At 60.4% G+C, this 14,674-nt stretch carries 15 protein-coding genes; 8 read left to right on the top strand and 7 right to left on the bottom strand.

Features of this window, described 5'->3' with window-relative positions; genetic code table 11:
* The first annotated feature begins 58 nt into the window (after positions 1-58).
* The 5 genes from IEX75_RS22960 (at position 59) to glmS (ending at position 5,483) form a co-directional block, all read left to right on the top strand.
* Positions 59-751 carry a DUF4398 domain-containing protein gene (locus IEX75_RS22960; protein WP_188798172.1) on the top strand — a complete coding sequence of 231 codons (693 nt, stop codon included), beginning with the start codon at positions 59-61 and terminating at the stop codon, positions 749-751.
* On the top strand, positions 751-1,398 hold the full coding sequence (locus IEX75_RS22955) for a hypothetical protein (RefSeq protein ID WP_188798170.1): 648 nt from the start codon (positions 751-753) through the stop codon (positions 1,396-1,398). Before IEX75_RS22960 ends, IEX75_RS22955 begins: the two co-directional genes overlap by 1 nt.
* Before the next feature lie 311 nt (positions 1,399-1,709).
* Complete coding sequence (locus tag IEX75_RS22950; protein WP_188798169.1) at positions 1,710-1,943, top strand: HP1242/YdcH family protein; 234 nt, start codon at positions 1,710-1,712, stop codon at positions 1,941-1,943.
* 137 nt (positions 1,944-2,080) lie between these two features.
* Positions 2,081-3,451: a pyridoxal-phosphate dependent enzyme gene (locus IEX75_RS22945; protein WP_188798168.1), complete on the top strand. Its 1,371-nt coding sequence runs from the start codon at positions 2,081-2,083 to the stop codon at positions 3,449-3,451.
* A gap of 202 nt (positions 3,452-3,653) precedes the next feature.
* Positions 3,654-5,483: a glutamine--fructose-6-phosphate transaminase (isomerizing) gene (gene glmS / locus IEX75_RS22940; RefSeq protein WP_188798167.1), complete on the top strand. Its 1,830-nt coding sequence runs from the start codon at positions 3,654-3,656 to the stop codon at positions 5,481-5,483.
* Between the two features lie 157 nt (positions 5,484-5,640).
* Here glmS and IEX75_RS22935 read toward each other — a convergent pair whose 3' ends face one another.
* From IEX75_RS22935 to hyfB, 7 genes are all read right to left on the bottom strand, one after another.
* Positions 5,641-5,889, bottom strand: coding sequence for a hypothetical protein (locus tag IEX75_RS22935; protein ID WP_188798166.1), 249 nt, complete (start codon positions 5,887-5,889; stop codon positions 5,641-5,643).
* 62 nt (positions 5,890-5,951) lie between these two features.
* Complete coding sequence (locus IEX75_RS22930) at positions 5,952-6,476, bottom strand: NADH-quinone oxidoreductase subunit B family protein (RefSeq protein ID WP_188798165.1); 525 nt, start codon at positions 6,474-6,476, stop codon at positions 5,952-5,954.
* A gap of 7 nt (positions 6,477-6,483) precedes the next feature.
* A complete protein-coding gene (locus IEX75_RS22925) occupies positions 6,484-8,028 on the bottom strand; it encodes a hydrogenase large subunit (RefSeq protein WP_188798164.1) in 1,545 nt (514 codons plus the stop codon).
* A gap of 4 nt (positions 8,029-8,032) precedes the next feature.
* Entirely contained in the window at positions 8,033-9,487 is a 1,455-nt protein-coding gene (locus IEX75_RS22920) for a hydrogenase 4 subunit F (protein WP_188798162.1), read from the bottom strand.
* A 1-nt stretch (position 9,488) separates the two neighbouring features.
* On the bottom strand, positions 9,489-10,154 hold the full coding sequence (locus tag IEX75_RS22915; protein ID WP_188798159.1) for a formate hydrogenlyase: 666 nt from the start codon (positions 10,152-10,154) through the stop codon (positions 9,489-9,491).
* A 3-nt stretch (positions 10,155-10,157) separates the two neighbouring features.
* Positions 10,158-11,111, bottom strand: coding sequence for a respiratory chain complex I subunit 1 family protein (locus IEX75_RS22910; protein ID WP_188798157.1), 954 nt, complete (start codon positions 11,109-11,111; stop codon positions 10,158-10,160).
* Positions 11,108-13,123 carry a hydrogenase 4 subunit B gene (gene hyfB, locus IEX75_RS22905; protein WP_229721043.1) on the bottom strand — a complete coding sequence of 672 codons (2,016 nt, stop codon included), beginning with the start codon at positions 13,121-13,123 and terminating at the stop codon, positions 11,108-11,110. The genes IEX75_RS22910 and hyfB overlap by 4 nt, the downstream gene beginning before the upstream one ends.
* A 114-nt stretch (positions 13,124-13,237) precedes the next feature.
* On the opposite strand from hyfB, the gene IEX75_RS22900 reads away from it, so the two are divergent.
* The 3 genes from IEX75_RS22900 (at position 13,238) to IEX75_RS22890 (ending at position 14,663) form a co-directional block, all read left to right on the top strand.
* A complete protein-coding gene (locus tag IEX75_RS22900) occupies positions 13,238-13,453 on the top strand; it encodes a CopG family transcriptional regulator (protein ID WP_229721042.1) in 216 nt (71 codons plus the stop codon).
* A complete protein-coding gene (locus tag IEX75_RS22895) occupies positions 13,431-14,234 on the top strand; it encodes a hypothetical protein (RefSeq protein ID WP_188798155.1) in 804 nt (267 codons plus the stop codon). Before IEX75_RS22900 ends, IEX75_RS22895 begins: the two co-directional genes overlap by 23 nt.
* Before the next feature lie 69 nt (positions 14,235-14,303).
* Complete coding sequence (locus IEX75_RS22890) at positions 14,304-14,663, top strand: response regulator transcription factor family protein (RefSeq protein ID WP_188798153.1); 360 nt, start codon at positions 14,304-14,306, stop codon at positions 14,661-14,663.
* Positions 14,664-14,674 lie beyond the last annotated feature (11 nt).

The following is a 14,674-nucleotide window of genomic DNA, read 5'->3' as shown; positions in this document are numbered from 1 at the left end:
TGCATTCAAGGATTATGCCCGACCACAATACGCCGTGACGCTCCGAGAGGAATGAGTGATGGTCCACATATTTTCCCCGTTGACGGTGCGTAAGCGACGCATCCCGACGGCGGCTTCAGTACTGCTGCTGACCGTGTCGTTGACCCTGGGCGGGTGCGCCAGCGTACCCCCGCCAGATAACCTGATGAATCAAGCACAAGCGCAGTTGCAAAGTGCTCGCGACGCGGGTGCGCCTGATTACGATCCGGTCGATTTCGGCTTTGCGCAGGACAAGTTCCAGCAAGCCCAGCAGGCCATGGCCAACCGCAAATACGATCAAGCGGCCGACCTGGCTGACGAGTCGCGCGCGGATGCCACCCTGGCGCGTACCAAGGCGCAGCTCGCCGCGGCACGTGCCCAAATTCAGTCAAAAACCGACGCAAATAGTCGCTTGCGTTCGCAGAACGCCGAAGCGCAGTCGGAAAACGACCAGCACTACCAGCAGCAGAAAGCTCAACTGGCTGCGCAGATGGCTGCCACCCAGCAGCAGGATAATGGTCAGGGCAACGGCCAGGACGACGGCAATCCGGCTCCCTCGTCCAGCGCACCCGCGCCAGCCACCAGCTCTCCGCTGCCGCAGCAAGCCCCGATGCAGGAAATGCCGGCGCCTTCCTCCTCGGTACTGGGCAATCCACAACAGCAACAGCAACCCGGGCAGGGCGGTTTCCAGACCGTGCCTGACGCTGGCCAGCAGAATTCGGGAGGCCAGTAATGAAGAACATCATGTTCAAGAAGCACCGTTTGTCGATCATCGCCGTGTCGCTATTGGCCGTGTTCGCCAGTGCCGCTGTACAAGCGCGCAAGGACGACATGGATGTCGACCGACTTACCAATAACTTGAATCAGCTGGCCGCCGACCCGACCCTGGGCACCTATGCCCAGGCCGACCAGGCCCTGGCCCGGGAAGCCATCAGCCAGCTGACCCAGGCTAGTTCGCGCGAGCGGCCGCATGCGCTGTACATCGCCCAGCGCCGGGTCGACCAGGCCAAGGCCGAAGCCCAGTTACAGGCGTCCCAGCGTCAGCTCAACCAGCTCGACCAGGAAAACGCCCAACTGCAGCTGGAGCGCAGCCGTATCGACGCCACCTCCGCGCAGCAGCAGCTCGACATCCAACGCATGCAGTATCAGATCTCTCAGCAGGAGACCATGCGGCTGCAGGCGCAAGGCCAGGAAGCCGCGGATCAGGCAGCCCAGGCCAAAGCCGAAGCCGAGCAGGCTCGCAAGCTGGCGGCGGCGCAAAGCAGGGTGGCAGCCGCCGCTAGACGCCAGGCCGACCTGGCTGCCAAGGCCGCCAAGGCGCTGCGTTCGCAGATGCAGGATCAGTCCTCGCCAAGCAATAGCTCGGGCGGGGGCAAGTAATCAAAACGGCTCCTTCCCAACGGGGAAGGGGCCGTCCGGCCCGACCCGTTTTACGGGTTTTTGACTACATCCCACGCTCCCATGCGCCCTCCCGAGGGGGCCTTGTGCCCCCACGAAGTGGGGAGTAGGGTCGATGTCGCTGCGGCCCTTCAGCTGCCGCGGCCTACCGACTGAATCATGCGCCTACCTGTCCACATTCCTGCATCCGTTCCCTGCATCAGGGAGGCGGATTTTGGTTGTGCGCGTGGTTTGCTTTTGTTCTCAAGCGCCCCATGCGGGCGACTGCAGTTTTACTGCGAGGAGGTTGGATCATGTTCGAAGATCAGCAGCGTGACGCTGTCGAAGCCCTGAAAAAAGCCGACGCCGAGTTTCGTCGGCTCTATCAAAAGCACACGGAGCTCAACAGCAAGGTGGACAATGCCGAAATCGGCGTACTCCCTGTTGACGACATGACCCTCAGTTCGATGAAAAAAGAAAAGTTACAAATCAAAGAACGCCTGCAGCGCATGTGGGACGACTATCACGCTCGACAGCATATTCATTGAGCGTACGAATCAAAAAAGCCCCGGAGCGGAAACGTTCCGGGGTTTTTGTTTTCCGGAAACACCTCGTTGCAAGCCGCGTTTACGCCTCGCTCCGTTATGATTGCCCTTCATATCCCAGCCCCGCCTACGGAGCCTTCATGTCGGTCAACGCCAGCGTCCTCGAACTGATCGGAAACACCCCCATGGTGCGCGCACAGCGCCTGGATACCGGGCGTTGCGAGCTGTTCCTGAAACTGGAAAGCGCGAACCCGGGCGGCTCGGTCAAGGACCGCATCGGTTTGTCGATGATCGAAGGCGCGGAAAAAGCTGGGAAAATCAAACCGGGCGCCACCCTGGTGGAAGGCACTGCCGGCAACACTGGGTTGGGGCTGGCGCTGGTCGCTCAAGCCAAGGGCTATCGTCTCATTCTTGTGGTACCCGACAAGATGAGTCGCGAGAAAATCTTCAACCTCAAGGCGATGGGCGCCGAGGTCGTGCTTACCCGTTCCGACGTCGCGAAGGGGCACCCTGAGTATTACCAGGACATGGCCGAGCGCATCGCGCGCGAAACGCCAGGTGCGTACTTCATCAACCAGTTTGGCAACCCCGACAACCCGCGTGCGCACATCGAAGCCACCGGGCCGGAAATTCTCAAGCAGATGGATGGCAAGGTCGATGCGGTGGTCGTGGGCTGTGGGTCCTCCGGCACCATGACGGGATTGTCGCAGTACTTCGCCAAGACCTCGCCCAACACCGAGATCGTGCTGGCCGATCCGGTCGGCTCCATCCTCGCCCAATACATCAATGAAGGTGTGCTCTCCACCAAGACCGGCAGCTGGATGGTGGAAGGCATTGGCGAAGATTTCCTGCCTACCATCAGCGACTTCTCGCGCGTCAAAAAAGCCTATCCCATCTCCGACAAGGAAAGCTTCCTCGCCGCGCGCGAATTGCTGGCGAAAGAAGGCATATTGGGCGGTTCTTCCACCGGTACCCTGCTGTCCGCCGCACTGAAATACTGCCGCGAACAAACCGAACCCAAGCGCGTCGTGACACTGGTGTGCGACACCGGTAACAAGTACCTGTCGAAGATGTACAACGACTACTGGATGCTCGACAACGGCTTCATCGAACGCGAGCAGCACGGCGATTTGCGTGATCTGCTGCTACGTCCGTTCTCACGCCGCGACACCGTGGTGATCGGCCCCAACGAACTGCTGATGACCGCGTACACGCGCATGAAGTTGTACGACATCTCGCAGCTGCCGGTAATGGACGGCCATCGCATCATCGGCATCCTCGACGAATCCGACGTGCTGATGCACGTGCACGCTGACGAAGCGCGTTTTCGCGACAGCGTTGCCACCGCCATGATGAGCGACCTGCAAATACTCGACGTGCGCTCACCGATCGAAGCATTGCTGCCCGTGTTCGAGCGCGGCCACGTCGCCATCGTGATGGATGGCGAGCAGTTTCTGGGCCTGATCACCCGTATCGACTTGCTCAACTACCTGCGCCGCAAAGTGCATTGACGATTTTCTCACTGCCCTTCCGGCAAAGATGGGCAGCGTTGATCCCTGTCAATTTGTCTCGATGCAAATACCAACAACGCCTTCCATCACGCGAAGGCGAGACGTAGTCTCGTCAGCAGTGAACCCAAAGGCCGAAAGCCTGTCGAAACGGCTGCTCGTCAAAGTCGCCGCCTTCACGTAGCTCGCTTATAGGAAATCGACCATGTGTGGAATCGTTGCCGCCACTGCCCAGCGCGATGTTGCGCCCCTGCTGATCGCCGGCCTCAAGGCGCTGGAATACCGCGGCTATGATTCGGCTGGCCTGGCCGTACTGGAAAGCGGCGAAGTGCGCCGCGTCCGCGCCAAAGGCAAGGTGCGCGAGATGGAGTCGCTGTACCTCGCCAACCCTTTCCCGGGTGGTACCGGCATCGCGCACACGCGCTGGGCGACGCATGGCGTGCCCAACGAGCTGAACGCACATCCGCACATGATCGGATCCATCACGCTGGTGCATAACGGCATCATCGAGAACTACGCACCACTGCGCGCGGAACTGCAAACAAAGGGATACACCTTCACCTCCGAAACCGATACGGAAGTGATGGCCGCACTGATCGACCAGAACCTTTCCAAAGGCATGACGCTGCGCGAAGCCGTGCTTGCCACCGTGCGCAACCTCGAAGGCGCCTACGCTATTGCCGTCATCAGCCGCAATGAACCGGGCAAAATCATTGGCGCACGCCGCGGCGCGCCACTGCTGGTTGGCGTAGGCATTGGCGAGAACTTTCTTGGCTCCGACGCACAAGCGCTGGTGCAGGTGACCAACAAGATCATCTATCTGGAAGAAGACGACGTCGTCGAAATCAGCCGAGAAGGTGTACAGGTCTACACCCTGGACGGCAAGCCGGCCGATCGCGGCATCCATGAGAGCGAACTCTCCGCCGACGCGGTGGAACGCGGCGAATATCGCCACTACATGCAGAAAGAAATCTTCGAGCAGCCGCGTGCCGTGGCCGATACGCTCGAAGCACGCATCGGTGCGCACGGTGTGTTGCCCAACATCTTCGGCGTTGGCGGTGATGAACTGCTGGCCAAGGCAAAGGGCGTGCATATCGTCGCCTGCGGCACCAGCTATCACGCCGGTCTTGTCGCCAAATACTGGATCGAAGATTACGCACGCCTTCCCGTCAATGTAGAAGTCGCCAGCGAATACCGTTACCGCGAAACCGTGGTGCCGCAGGGCACCTTGTTCGTCGCCATTTCCCAGTCCGGAGAAACCGCCGACACACTCGCCGCCATGCGCGAATCGCGCCGCCGCGGCTACCTCGGCACACTCGCCATCTGCAACGTGCCGGAGTCATCCGTCACGCGCGAAGCCGATCTGAAACTGATGACACGCGCCGGCCCCGAAATCGGTGTCGCTTCCACCAAAGCCTTCACCACCCAGCTCGCCGGACTCGCGCTACTCACCCTGCACCTGGCCAAACAGCAGGGCTTGGACGAGGCACGCTATCGCGATCTCACCGAGCAACTGCTACGCCTGCCGCGCGTCCTCGACGAAGCCTTGAAGCTCGAGCCACAAGTCATCGAACTGGCCGAACGCTTCGTGCATCGCCACCATGCACTCTTCCTCGGCCGCGGCGCGCACTATCCCGTGGCGCTGGAAGGCTCGCTCAAACTCAAGGAAATCTCCTACATTCACGCCGAAGCTTACGCTGCTGGCGAACTGAAACATGGCCCGCTTGCCCTGGTCGACGAAGACATGCCAGTAGTCGCCGTCGCACCGAACGGCCCGCTACTCGACAAGCTCAAATCCAACCTGCAAGAAGTCCGCGCACGCGGCGGTGAGTTAATCGTATTTGCCGATGCCAAGGCACATTTCGATGGCAATCCTGCTCGCGGTGCCGTCCTTACCATCGACGGTGGCGGCGATTTCATCGCGCCCGCCGTGTTCACCGTACCGTTGCAGTTGCTTGCGTATCACGTTGCAGTATTGCGTGGCACGGATGTGGACCAGCCGAGAAATCTGGCGAAGTCGGTGACGGTAGAATAGTTTCCAACGGGGTATCCGCTTAAGGTGTAGCAGCGGGCCTTCGTGCGATTAGCCATCCAGATGATCCGGAAGATTTCTGGGTGGCAATCTCAAGAAGGCAATGGATCACTTGTTGGGTCGTCATCCCGTGGTGTGATCAAGTAACTCCATCCAAGGCCTATCGTTTCGATGGGCGGGCAATCAACCACAAGCCGATGAAGCAGGCCACGCCGCCCAGGACGTAGCCCCATGAAGCCAGGTCGGAATTGTCGAAAAGATTCGCACTGAGCACGAATACGGTTGCACCCATGAGCGCGGCACCCGTGATCGTCAGGGCGCGATACGCGGTCACGTGACCGATACGAAGAAATACGATCGCCGTGACGCTGTCAACGATGACTATTAACCATGTAAAGGTTGCTGCCAATTCCCGATCTCCTGTCATCGATCTAGGAAGTCACTGGAACGCCCCGTGTGGTCGCGTCTATTTCATGTGCCCCTTGGTGGCTTTGGATGACGCGTGATAAGTAGCAAGCCATGTAGCAATGCCTGAGGTGTCGGTGGACAGCCTGATACCGTTGCGTCGACTGGAATGACGTCGCTCACGCGTCCACGGGAGGCGTAGCTGGCCCCGAAAATCCCGCCGCAAGCACCGCAATCGCCGACCGCGATCACCCATTTGGGATCGGGCATGACGTCATAGGCCCGCGTTAGCGCTTCTTCCATGTTGACGGACACCGGGCCGGTTACCAGAAGTACATCGGCATGCCTCGGGCTCGCTACAAAAGCAATGCCCGCACCTTCGAGGTTGTAATACGGATTGGTGAGCGCCTGGATTTCCAGTTCGCAGCCGTTGCAGGAGCCGGCATCTATGTGGCGGATGCGCAATGCGCGCCCGAACACGCGATGAAGGCGCGCATGAATACGTTGAACATGGACCTCGTGCTCGCCCAGCTCCGGCAACGCCTCGCTGAGCATCCCGGTACGGCGGATACGCTTCAGGATATCGAGCATGATGGGTTCACCCGTCGTGGCCGCTGTAGGAAAGGTTGAACGACTTATTGATAAGCGGAAAATCCGGCACGATGTTGCCGATAATCGCATGCTCGATCAGCGGCCAGTTCTGCCAGGAGGGGTCATGTACGTGACAACGGCGGATCGCAAACGATTCCTCCGCTTCGAGCGCTACCATTACCGGTCCGCGCCAGCCTTCAATGACACCGAGGCCGATCCGCTCTGCCTTGACGGCAAGGATCGCCGTCGATACCGAACCCCGAGGCAATTTTTCGAGCAGGAGCCGACTGAGTCGCAGGGATTCCATGACTTCATCGAAACGCACCTGGACCCGTGCCGCGACATCACCTTCGACCCGCAACACCCAGGCAGGACGCAGATCGTCGTAAGGCGCCCAAGGCATGCTCACGCGCAGATCTCGCTCGATGCCGGAGGCGCGCGCCACCAGTCCAAGCGCCCCCTGTGCTTTCGCGATCGACGGGGTGAGTTGTCCGGCGTCCTTGAAGCGATCCTGTAGTCCTGTGTGTTCGTCGTAGATCGCGCGCAACGCTACTACATCGCGTTCGATGTCTGCGGCTTCGTCCAATAACAGGCGAATCAAGCGTGGTCCCACATCCGACTGCACACCCCCCGGGATGACATAGTCCATCAGGTAGCGCTGATTGAAGACGTCTTGATTCAAACGCAGCAAGCGCTCTTTCAGCGCCGAAAACTGCATCAGGCCGAAGGCGAGTCCGGCGTCGTTGCCAAGGGCTCCCAAATCGCCCAAATGGTTGGCGATACGTTCCCGCTCAAGCGCCAGTGCGCGCAGATAGGCTGTGCGCGGCGACACGGTGGTACCCGTGATGGCCTCCACCGCCGCGCAGTAGGCCCATGAAAAGGCCACGGCACTATCGCCGCTGACGCGGGCAGCGAGCCGGTGGCCGTCCAGCAAAGACAATGCTTCGAAACGCTTGGCGACACCTTTGTGGGTATAGCCAAGACGCTCTTCCAGGCGCAGTACCTTTTCGCCCACCACGGAAAACCGAAAATGACCCGGTTCGATAGTGCCCGCGTGAATCGGGCCGACCGGAATTTCATGCACGCCCTCTCCGTTGACCGGCACAAACGGATACGGTCGTGGCCTATTCGGATAGGTGGCGGCAGCACTGACGTCCTTGCGTAAAGGAAAACGATCTTCTGGCCAACCGCTATGGCGTAGCCAAGGCCGTGTATCGCCGTCATCCGATTCCAGACCGAGCAGATCGTAGATGGCGCGTTGCAAACGGATCGCGACGGGATACCACCGACCCAGCGAGGGATAGACCGGACGATCGCCTGCCATCGCATGCTGGAGCACCACCACGTGGTCCGACGCGAGAAAGGCCGCGAAAACGCGGAACAAGCCACTGCGATCCCGTTCGTCGGTGCCCCACAACGCGAGCAGGTACGCGCCGGCCTCGTGCAACTGTTGGGCGACGGCGGTCCATTGATGGGCGTCCACGATCAGTCGCCGCGCGGGGACGTTCGCGGGCAGTGGCATGCCTTCACGTGTCATAACGTCTAGTGACATGCCATCACTCCGTGAATAAGTGAGCCGCCAGGCGGTACCACTGTGCAAGTGCGGGAGGAATCCAGATCCCCAGAGCCAGCACGAGAATCAAGTGAACGAAGACCGGTAGCAGCGACGGTGGATGCGGTAGCGGTGGTGCCTGCGTGTCACCGAACACCATCGGTTGCATGCGCCCGAAGATCGCCGCGAAAGCGATGGCGAGCGCGATGAGCAGGATCGGCGTGGCCCACGGGTGATCGCGCATCGCCGTTGTCAGCACCAGATACTCGCTGGCAAAGACACCAAATGGCGGCATGCCGAGAATGGCCAGCGCGCCGAGCATCAATCCCCAGCCCACACTCGGATGGACGGCAAGCAATCCTCGTATACCGTCCATGCGTTGCGTACCGGCTGTTTGCGTCGCGTGTCCGGCTGCGAAAAAGATGGCCGATTTCGTCAACGAGTGCACGGTCATGTGCAGGAGTCCCGCGAAGCTCGCGATCGGACCGCCCATGCCGAAGGCGAAGGTCATGATGCCCATATGCTCAATGGACGAGTACGCGAACAGCCGCTTGATATCGCGTTGGCGCCAGAGAAAGAACGTTGCCCACACTGTGGAAAGCAGGCCGAAGCCCATCAGCATGCGGCCAGGCAACGCCGAATGCAGTGCGCCGTCCGTGATGATCTTGCAGCGCAGGACCGCATAGAGCGCCACGTTGAGAAGAAGTCCCGACAAGACGGCCGAAACGGGCGTGGGACCTTCCGCATGGGCGTCGGGCAGCCAGTTGTGCAGCGGTGCCAATCCCACCTTGGTACCGTAACCCACCAACAGAAACACGAAGGCCAGTCCGATCACCGTCGGTTCCAACTGACCCTTGACCGCATTGAGATGCGTCCACAACAGCGCGGTCATGCCGTTGCCGCCCAACCGTCCTTCGGCGGCCACGTACACCAGGATCGTGCCGAACAGCGCCAGGGCGATGCCGACGCCACAGAGAATGAAATACTTCCACGCTGCTTCGATGCTGGCTCGGGTGCGATACAACGACACCAACAACACGGTCGACAACGTGGCCGCTTCCATGGCCACCCAGAGAAACCCCAGGTTGTTGGTGGTCAGGGCCACCAGCATGGCGGTCATGAACAACTGGTACATGCTGTGGTAAAGCCGAAGCCGTCCTGTGGTCACGTGCCCGTGTGCCGCTTCGATACGCATGTAGGGGCGTGAGAACACCGAGGTGGTGAAACCGACCAGTGCCGTCAGTGCCACCAGGAACACGTTGAACGGATCGATAAAGCATTGCTCGTCGAACGCGCTCATCGCGCCGCCCCGGATGACGCGGATGACCAGCGCAGCCGCCGCCAGCAAAGTCGCCAAGCTGATCGCCACATTGACCTCGGCGGCATAGCGCTGCGCACCGATCACGGCCAGCAGCGCCGCGCCGATCAGGGGGAAACCCACGACCAGTGCAATCTCCACGTCAATCCTCCTTGAGCGATTCGAGATGATGCAGGTCCAGGCTGTCGAACTGTTCCCGGATATGAAAAAAGAAGACGCCGAAGATGAAGACGCCAACCAACACATCCAGTGCAATGCCCAACTCCACCACCATCGGCATGCCGTAGGTGGTGGTGGTCGCGGCAAAGAACAAACCATTCTCCAAGGCCAGGAATCCAATCACCTGCGTAAACGCCTTCCGGCGTGCAAGGATCATCAGCAGCGCCAGCAGAATCACGGCTAACGCGATCCCCAAGGTTTGCCGGATGACGGTCGTGGCGAGCGCCGTGATCGGCTGCGCCAGGCCGAAGGCAAAAATGACCGCTCCTAGGCCGACCAACATCAACGTCGGTACATTCACCAGCGGCTCGTTGTCGCGCTCAATGCCGAGTCGATGCATCAATCGCAGCAGAATCCACGGCAGTACGCCGACTTTCAGCACCAAGGTGAGCATCGCGGAAAAGAACAGGTGAGAAAGATGCGCGGTCACCGCGACCAGCAGCGTGGATGTGACCAACACCGCCCCTTGCCAGATGAGCAGCGTGACCAGGCGACGGCTTCGCCGTTCGGCCAGCATGGCAAAGGCGATCAACAGCAGCGCACCGGCAAGCGTTTGCAGTACTTGAGTGGCAAAGGTCGGTGCAGGCATGGCTCAGCCTTCCAGCAAGAGGTGCACGAGCAAACCGAGAACGGCCAATAGAAACGCCATCGTGAGGAACTCTGGCGCACGGAACAGGCGTAATTTTGCCGACGTCGTTTCGAAGAGAGCTAAGGCGCTCCCCGCGACCAACAATTTGGCGACGAGAGCTAGCAGTGCGAATGCCATGCCTCCGACGCTGACACTCTGTGTGGCGATGCCCCAAGGCATGAACAGTGTGAAACCAATGCAGGCGTAGTTGAACAGCTTCAGCCACGAGGCCCACTCCATCAATGCCAGATGGCGCGCGGAATATTCCAGCACCATCGCCTCGTGGATCATCGTCAGTTCAAGATGGGTGGACGGGTTGTCGATCGGCAATCGTGCATTTTCAGCCAGCAGCACCATCACAAAGGCGACAGCGGCAAAGGCCAGGCTGGGATGGAGCATCGCGTGCGATGGCGTGAGCGTGCTTTGCACGATCGCCGGCAGAGCCGTCGTCCCGGCCATCAGGAAGGCATTGAACAACACCATCAGCAACGCGGGCTCGGTGAGGAAGCCCATCATCATTTCGCGTCGTGCCCCCAGGGTGCCAAAGGCCGTGCCGATATCCATCGCGGCCAGCGCCATGAAGACACGCGCGGTTGCGAACAATCCCACCAATGCAATCGCATCCGCGACACGCGCCACCGGGAGCTGTGTCGTCAGCGAAGGAATGATCGCGGCGGCCAGGACCATGACGGCAAACACGACGTAGGGGGCGCTGCGGAAAAGCCAGGAGGCATCGGTGGCCAAGGTGGCCTCCTTGTGGAACAGCTTTCGCAGCATGCGATAGGGCTGCCACACGGGTGGTGCGGCGCGATTCTGAAGCATCGCCCGGCATTGCCCCACCCAGCCGGCGAACAACGGTGCCAGGCCGGTGGCTACCAGACATACGCCGACTTGCCAGAGATAAACGGCCGTCGTCATAGCACGCATACCAAGAGGACGATCAAGGTGAGGAAGCTGTAAAGCAGGTAGACGGCCAGCCGCCCCCCTTGCAGCACGGCGAGGTTTTCCGTGACACGTTGAAGCACGCGGCCGAGCGGCTGGTAGCACGCCAGCCAGACGCGATCATCGATCTGGATGCGATACCGTGGCGCGGCGTCGGAAGGTCGAGGCAATTCACGCTCGATCTTGAAGATCGGACCAAAGAGATGACGGATGGGTTGACCAAACCCTTCCGCGGAATCCTGCATGCGTGGTGTCTGCCAAGGATAGCCACAATCCCACGCTGCCGTTCGGCGGACACGCCCGCGATAAAAGCGTCGTACGAAAATAAATGTCACACCCGTCACAACCAGCAATCCCATCCAGAACCACAAGCCGCTGTAGGACACCTGATGGGTCGCCACCGGCGTGATCCACCACCACGACGGTCCACGTTGCGCGGCAGCGCCTACCAAAAGCTGCGTGACATGCCCCACGGCATCTAACGCGATTTGAGGGAATGCGCCGATCAGGATGCAGACCAGCGCCAACCAGGCCAGCCCGATTCGTTCAAGGCCACTGGCGTCGTGGGCTGTGACTAGCGTGTTCTCGCGATGCTGGCCAAGAAAGATCACGCCATAGAACTTGACCATCACGTAACCAGCCAGCGCCGCTGCCAACGATACGACCGCCGCACCCAGCGGAACGATCATGTTGAGGAAGGCATGGGGGATGTGAGGCGTTTGCAGAAAGGCCTGCAACAGCAGCCATTCGGAGATAAAGCCGTTGAGCGGAGGCAACCCGGCAATCGCAAGCGCGCCGACAAGAGCAAAAGCCGCGACCCATGGCATGCGTCGAATCAATCCACCCAGCTTGCCCAGGCTGCGTTCACCGGTCGCGTGCATCACCGAACCGGTCGCCAGGAACAACAAACTTTTGAAGAGCGCGTGGTTGAAGCTGTGGATCAGCACCGCGGCCAACGCCAACGCAGCCAGCACATGCATATCGAAGCAGCGGCAGATCAGGACCAGGCCGATGCCTGCCATGATCAGACCGATATTTTCGATCGACGAATACGCCAACAGCCGCTTCATGTCGGTCTGCACCGCCGCAAAGACGACGCCGTAGAGTGCCGTGCCCAGACCCAACGCAAGCGTGAGCGTGCCCCACCACCAGGGGCCAATAGGCAGCACATCCAGGCCCACGCGTAACAGGCCGTAGATCGCCGTCTTGAGCATCAGGCCACTCATCATCGCCGACACCGGCGATGGTGCTGCCGGGTGCGCTTCAGGCAACCATACGTGCAGCGGCACCAGCCCCGCCTTGGCGCCGAACCCGAACAGGGCCAACAGGAACGCCATGCTCATCCAGAACGGCGTGAGCGTGCCGGCACGCATGGCGTCGAACGTCATGGACCAACTGCCGCCATGCAAGACGCCAAAGCACAGCAGAATCCCGAGCGCGCCGACGTGAGCCATCAACAAGTAGAGAAAACCGGCGCGTCGGATCTCGGGCAAGCGATGTTGGGTGGTGACGAGGAAATAGGAACTCAGCGCCATGGTTTCCCAGGCGACCATGAACAGATAAGCATCGTCAGCCAGCGTGACCATCGCCATGCTGGCGAGAAACACGTGGTACTGCAGACACAAAAGGCCCGGCGCCGTGCCTTCGCCCGCGCGGAAATAGCCAGCCGAGAAGATCGAAATGCCCGTACCGGCTACGCCCAGCAGCACCAGGAAAAATCCCGACAGCGCATCCAGCCGCACATGAAATGGCAAGTCCGGAAGTCCGAGCGGCAACACCATCTGCTGCGTCACGAAGGCAGGCAGCCACGTCGTGGTGCCGATCGCAGCAACGCCGAGTGCGATAACGGCACCCAATGGAAACAAGACGTGGGCGATCCAGCCGGTCTTGTTCGGACGCACCAAACCGAGCCCGCCCACGAGCAACCAGGCCAGCACCAGGCCGAGTGCGGCGGTCACCGTCGGTGATGCGGCGGCCAGCTCATTCACGTGCTCGATCCCCCTGTCATGACGCCGCAAACATCACGAATACACATTATGTGCGTTTAATGATAATTTGATTATCATGTAGATTGATTCATGTGTAAGTTGGAGAATACTCCTATGGCAATCGAAAATCGTACCGCCCGCCTCACGATCCTGATCGACCCGCGCAAGAAGGCGGTCTTCGAGCGCCTGTGCGCGGTCGAGGACGCGACGCCGTCCCAGGTCGTCCGCCGACTGATCCGCGAATACATCGAACGCACCTCCGGCCGCCCTTGGCATGCCGAGGACGAGGCCCTCCCGGAAGAACCCAATGACCGTGTCAGCAACGGATAAACCCACGCACCGGCCGCCATCCTCGGCGGCGAAAAGTACCCCCAGTGTTTTGCAGGCAATGGCCGATTTACGGCCGGAACACGTGGCGTTTCTTGGCGAATACAGCGCGAGTGCGCAAGACCGGCGCATCGACGTGCAGATCCTGTGCTGGCCGACTGTGTCAGCCGCCTGGTCCATGCTTACGCAGTCGTTGACGATGTTGCAGCCGTTGCGTCGCGGTGACGGCCCTGCGTCCCTTCGCACGCCGATCGCATCCTGGCTTCACGACGTGGCGCCCCAGTTGTGCCTCCCCGTCCGCGAGCCGAATGCGGCCGAAAGCACATTGGCGACGCTCATCCGCCGACTGCCGCTGCGCTTCGCGGTCGCTGTGGTAGAGCACCAAGCGGGACAAAGCTCAGGGTCGGACGCGTTGCGCTACCGTTCCCTGTATTCCGGTTGCTTGACGGCGTACGGTGCCTATTTGAAGAGCACCAACCAAACCGCATGCCGCATCATCATCGCATCGCCTGGCAACGCCACGGACAACGATCTACGCCGCGCTACCTATAACGAGGTGTTGCCGCATCTGGATAGTGCGGCACGACTGGGCGCTCTGGAGTTGGGATTCTGGCCGGAGACCTCCGTGCCGCTTCCCATGGAAGTTGCCCAATTAGCCGCCGCGTCCGTGGGACGTCACTTGGAACGCCCGTCAGAAGCCAGTCCGCTCTTTGAAACCGTGCGGGCGCATCTGGCGCCGCCATCGCGCTTTCACTCGTTGAGTCGGCAAAAACGACGGAAATGACGACACATGTCATGAATCCCGTCGGTTCTAACGCCCTGATGCCTTTTTCCAAGACCGGAAGCTAAAGCCATGTCGGTCTTGATCGTGGACGACGATACGGCCTTTCGCCAGGCGCTGGAAAATGACCTGCGGCAAAGTGGTTATGTCGTGCACGCTGCAGCGGGTCTGGATTCGGCCATGCACGCGATGCTGGTGGCTCATCATCGCGCAGCGATTGTCGATGCACATCTTCCGTATAGCGAAGTAAAGACCCTGGTGGGTTTGTTTCGTCACTGTGCCATCCCGATCGTGCTGCTACTGGAGCAAGACGTCGTGACAGGATCGGTCAAGCCCATCGCGTTTCGGGGTGACATCACGTTGATTAAGCCGGTAGGCGTAGTCGAATTGCGTCATTGCCTGGCATGTGTGATCGGACAGACGTCCGGTTAGCGCAAGCATCC

This window comes from Dyella nitratireducens (genome assembly GCF_014642835.1).
Lineage (GTDB): Bacteria > Pseudomonadota > Gammaproteobacteria > Xanthomonadales > Rhodanobacteraceae > Dyella_B > Dyella_B nitratireducens.
Note: the sequence above shows the minus strand (reverse complement) of the source record. Positions and strands in the feature narration are given on the sequence as shown.

Bases quoted from the DNA above. Each gene is read 5' to 3' on its own strand.
- IEX75_RS22915 (WP_188798159.1), bottom strand. From the start codon at position 10,154: ATGCCTGCACCGACCTTTGCCACTCAAGTACTGCAAACGCTTGCCGGT.
- IEX75_RS22950 (WP_188798169.1), top strand. From the start codon at position 1,710: ATGTTCGAAGATCAGCAGCGTGACGCTGTCGAAGCCCTGAAAAAAGCC.
- IEX75_RS22890 (WP_188798153.1), top strand. From the start codon at position 14,304: ATGTCGGTCTTGATCGTGGACGACGATACGGCCTTTCGCCAGGCGCTG.
- IEX75_RS22895 (WP_188798155.1), top strand. From the start codon at position 13,431: ATGACCGTGTCAGCAACGGATAAACCCACGCACCGGCCGCCATCCTCG.
- IEX75_RS22910 (WP_188798157.1), bottom strand. From the start codon at position 11,111: ATGACGACGGCCGTTTATCTCTGGCAAGTCGGCGTATGTCTGGTAGCC.
- IEX75_RS22955 (WP_188798170.1), top strand. From the start codon at position 751: ATGAAGAACATCATGTTCAAGAAGCACCGTTTGTCGATCATCGCCGTG.
- IEX75_RS22925 (WP_188798164.1), bottom strand. From the start codon at position 8,028: ATGTCACTAGACGTTATGACACGTGAAGGCATGCCACTGCCCGCGAAC.
- IEX75_RS22930 (WP_188798165.1), bottom strand. From the start codon at position 6,476: ATGCTCGATATCCTGAAGCGTATCCGCCGTACCGGGATGCTCAGCGAG.
- IEX75_RS22900 (WP_229721042.1), top strand. From the start codon at position 13,238: ATGGCAATCGAAAATCGTACCGCCCGCCTCACGATCCTGATCGACCCG.
- IEX75_RS22945 (WP_188798168.1), top strand. From the start codon at position 2,081: ATGTCGGTCAACGCCAGCGTCCTCGAACTGATCGGAAACACCCCCATG.
- IEX75_RS22960 (WP_188798172.1), top strand. From the start codon at position 59: ATGGTCCACATATTTTCCCCGTTGACGGTGCGTAAGCGACGCATCCCG.
- glmS (WP_188798167.1), top strand. From the start codon at position 3,654: ATGTGTGGAATCGTTGCCGCCACTGCCCAGCGCGATGTTGCGCCCCTG.